The organism is Oleiphilus sp. HI0080, from assembly GCF_001635135.1.
Map to the genome: position 1 here is coordinate 1 of NZ_LWFU01000754.1, position 804 is coordinate 804.

The following is an 804-nucleotide window of genomic DNA, read 5'->3' on the forward strand; positions in this document are numbered from 1 at the left end:
AAAATAACACGAGTTGTAATCTAAACTGTACTAACTTTACTAACGTGGTTTACAACCCTTACGCAGGTCTGGATGTTAAATTCTCATCAAGAATCTATGGTATCGGGCTCCAGTTTAGACGGCAGTTCTAACACTCGTAGCCTGTTTGTCTTACTAACAGCAGTATTTATCTTTTACGCTAGCCCGGTTTCTGCAAAGCGTTACATCGTTGCTGACGACGCGTTTGGTAATACCGATGCAAAACAGGTTTCTGAACTGGATGAGGAAGAGCTAGAGAAGCTTCGTCGTCGTGAAGAGGCGAAGTCCGATTCGCCCGATGATTCTACCAAAAGCCCGTCAACAAATTCTTCTGATGACTCTTCAGTGAGCCCATTAGCCCCCGCCGCCGCTCCCAATGTGATAGAAGAAGCGGAGCCTGCTTATTCTCAGGAGATTAAGAAAGCCCCGAATTCTGTCGGGAGTTCAGAGGCCTCAGAACAGTCAGCGAATCCATCGCAATTCGGTTCAGGTGCAGAGGTCGATAATTCGGAAAACCCTTTTGAGCGTGCATTAAGGGAGTCACAGGAGAACGAGACAGACGAAGTGGTTAAGCGATTGCGCGCGCAAGGCGGCGATCCAAGCTTTGATGCAACGAGGGTCAATCCTGCAGAGTTCGTTGACAGTGATGATCTTTTGCAGGGCAATGTTGGTAGCGATGGCGAACGTCCTTTTTTCGTGACATTTGATAACGAAGGCGATTCGAATGTTATCTTTTATAGCCCTCAAGTCATGCAGCAAGAGGTAAACCGGCGCGAGATGGAAGAG

At 47.6% G+C, this 804-nt stretch carries 1 protein-coding gene; it reads left to right on the plus strand.

Translation table 11 applies throughout. The features are described 5' to 3' along the window. Window positions 1–72: 72 nt before the first annotated feature. Window positions 73–804 (plus strand): hypothetical protein (locus A3751_RS15820; RefSeq protein WP_156492533.1); only part of this gene is annotated, 732 nt, incomplete at its 3' end.